This is a genomic window from Streptomyces durbertensis, assembly GCF_014156695.1.
GTDB classification, from domain to species: Bacteria; Actinomycetota; Actinomycetes; order Streptomycetales; family Streptomycetaceae; genus Streptomyces; species Streptomyces durbertensis.
Window position 1 is genome coordinate 1 of the sequence record NZ_WMLF01000571.1, and the last position, 2,843, is coordinate 2,843.

General features: G+C 77.9%; 3 protein-coding genes. 1 reads left to right on the plus strand and 2 read right to left on the minus strand.

Going from position 1 to position 2,843, the window contains the following annotated elements; genetic code table 11:
* Positions 1-83: 83 nt before the first annotated feature.
* Together cobT and cobU are read right to left on the minus strand one after the other, a co-directional pair.
* Entirely contained in the window at positions 84-1,184 is a 1,101-nt protein-coding gene (gene cobT, locus GL263_RS24490) for a nicotinate-nucleotide--dimethylbenzimidazole phosphoribosyltransferase (RefSeq protein ID WP_182857923.1), read from the minus strand.
* A 57-nt stretch (positions 1,185-1,241) separates the two neighbouring features.
* A complete protein-coding gene (gene cobU / locus GL263_RS24495; protein ID WP_182857924.1) occupies positions 1,242-2,486 on the minus strand; it encodes a bifunctional adenosylcobinamide kinase/adenosylcobinamide-phosphate guanylyltransferase in 1,245 nt (414 codons plus the stop codon).
* A gap of 152 nt (positions 2,487-2,638) precedes the next feature.
* Between cobU and GL263_RS24500 the strand changes: the two genes are divergently transcribed.
* The coding region (locus GL263_RS24500) for a hypothetical protein (RefSeq protein WP_182857925.1) at positions 2,639-2,843 on the plus strand (205 nt) is incomplete at its 3' end.

Genomic DNA, 2,843 nt, shown 5'->3' on the forward strand with positions numbered 1-2,843 from the left:
GGCGAAGCGCGGACCGTCGGCGACGGAGAGGGGACGGCTGTCGTCCGGCACGGGAACCTCGCGGGGGCTGGTGGGCGGGGCCGTCAGGTGGCGTCGAGCAGGTCGTGCTCCGCCGACGCGGGGCTCGACTCCGCCTTCCGCTCGGGGAGTTCGGCGGCCAGCGCCGCCGCGCCGCGCACCAGCGGCAGCGCCAGCAGCGCCCCGCAGCCCTCGCCGACGGCGACCCCGTGGCTGAGCAGCGGGTCGAGTCCGAGCCGGTCCAGCGCCTTCGTCTGGCCGGGCTCGCCGGAGCCCTGGCCCGCCAGCCACCAGTCCGGCGCGCGGAACGCGGCCCGCTGCGCGACCAGCGCGCAGGCGGCCGAGACGACGCCGTCCAGGATCACCGGGGTGCGGCGCGCGGCGCACTGCAGCAGGAAGCCGGTCATCGCGGCCAGGTCGGCGCCGCCGACGGCGGCCAGCAGGCTCACCGGGTCGCCGGTGACCGGCCGGGCCCGGCGCAGCCCGTCGCGGATCGCCGCGCACTTGCGCATCCACGCCAGGTCGTCGATGCCGCCGCCTCCGCGACCGGTCACCACGGACGCGTCGGTGCCGCACAGCGCGGCGATGAGGATGCCGGCGGCGGTGGTGCCGCCGACGCTGAGGTCGCCGAGCACGACCAGGTCGGTGCCGGAGTCGGCCTCCTCGTCGGCGAGCGCGATACCGGCCCGCAGCGCGGCCTCGGCCTCCGCCCGGGTCAGCGCGTCGGTGACGTCCACCCGGCCGCTGGAGCGGCGCACCCGGTGCGCGCTCACCGCCGCCGGCAGCTCCCCGGGCTCGCAGTCCAGCGACATGTCGACCAGCCGCGTCGGCACCCCCGCCTGCCGGGCCAGCACCGCGCCCGGGCTCTCACCGGCGAGGAAGGCCCGCGCGAGTGTGGTCGCCGTACCGGCCGGGCGGGCCGACACGCCCAGCTCCGCCACTCCGTGGTCGCCGGCGAACACCACCAGCCTCGGCGCCTCGACCGGACGGACCGGGACCGCGCCCTGGGCGGCGGTCAGCCACTCGGCCAGCTCGTCCAGTCGGCCCAGCGCACCGGCGGGGGGTCCGAGGCGGGCCCGGCGCTCCTCGGCGGCCCGACGGACGTCGCCGTCGGAGCGCTCGATGAGGTCGCCGAAGTCGTCCAGGTCCAACCGGTCATCACTCATACGGGGAGGTTACCGGGCGCTCGCGCGGGGAACCTCCCCTCACCGCCGGGGCGGGCGTCAGCCCCGCAGGGGGACGGGGAGGCCGGCCACGACCAGGAGGACCTCCTCGCACTCGGCGGCGAACGCCGCGTTGAGCCGGCCCAGTTCGTCCCGGAAGCGACGCCCGGCGGCGGTGGCCGGCACCACGCCGGAGCCGACCTCGTTGCTGACCGCGACCAGCGTGCGGTCGGTGGCCCGCACCGCCTCCACCAGCTCCCGCACCCGCCGCTCCAGCTCCCGGCGGCCGCCGTTGTGCCAGGCCTCGTCCGACCAGGCGTCCACCGCGTCCATGGCGTCGGTCAACCACAGCGCCAGGCAGTCCACCAGCAGCGGCGGGCCGTCGGCGTCGGCGAGCAGCGGTGCGAGGTCGCAGGTCTCCACCGTCTGCCAGCCGGCCGGGCGGCGGTCCCGGTGCAGCCGGATCCGGGCGTCCCACTCGTCGTCGCCGTCCCGGCGGCCGGCGGTCGCCACGTACAGCACCTCGGGGAAGGCGGCCAGCCGCCGCTCGGCCTCCGCCGACTTGCCCGAGCGGGCACCGCCGAGCACCAGCGTCCGGCGGGGGATGTCCGGCACGTTGTGCAGGTCGCCGGCGGTGAGGGTGGTGCCGTCCGCCTCGACGCGGGCGCCCTGCGCGGCCAGCCGCCGCCGCAGCTCGGCACCGGTCGGCGCGTGGTGGTCCAGGTGGACGGCGACGACGTCGGTGGTCGCGCCCACCGTGCCGGCCGCGCGCAGCCGGGCGAGGGCGTCCGGGCGGCCCACCACGTCGAGCAGCACCACGTCGTAGCCGCCGCCCGCGCGGGCGGGGTCGGCGCCGAACGGCCGGTGCGGGTCGTCGGCGGCGGGCAGCCCGGCGGGCGCGCCGCCGGGCGGCAGGTAGAGCAGGCGGCGGCCGTCCGGGGCGGTGACGTCGTACCCGGTTCCGGGCGAGTCCAGGGCCACCGCGCGGACCCGGTGGCCGGACAGCAGCGAGAGCTCCTGGCCGTCGGGTACCCGGATCGGGGCCGGCAGTCCGTCGGGCACCTCCAGCGGCGGACCGTCCTGCGGGTGGGAGAGCAGCACCTGGCCGACGCCGTGGAGCGAGTGGCCCGCCCGGGCCGCGGCGAGCGCGACGCCGGGCGTGAGGTCGATCAGGAGGGTGCCGTCGACCAGGACGGCCGTCGCCGCGCGGGCGTCGCCACCGGTGGCCAGCGCGCAGGCCGCGCACGGGCAGCCGGGGCGGGGGAGGCCGGCCACCGCGCCGGTGCCGAGCAGAGTCAGTTCCACGCCTCGATCGTCTCGCGTCCTGCGGCGGCCGTCGCGGGGAGGGGTGCCCGAGGGGGACGGCGGCACCCGGGAGATCGCCGGTCCCGTCCCGCGCGGCCGACACGGCGAGTACGCTGCGCAGAACACTGCCGGTGATCTTCAGGAGGCGTCAGATGGCGTGGACGTGGCGGTTCGAGAAGTCCGACGGCACGGAGACCGACCCGGCCGTGGAGCCCGAGGAGTTCACCACCCAGGGCGACGCGGAGTCGTGGATCGGTGAGGTGTGGCGGGAGCTGAGGGAGGGCGGGGTCGACCAGGTCCGGCTCTTCGAGGACGGCTCCGAGATCTACGGGCCGATGAGCCTGCACGAGGCGCAGC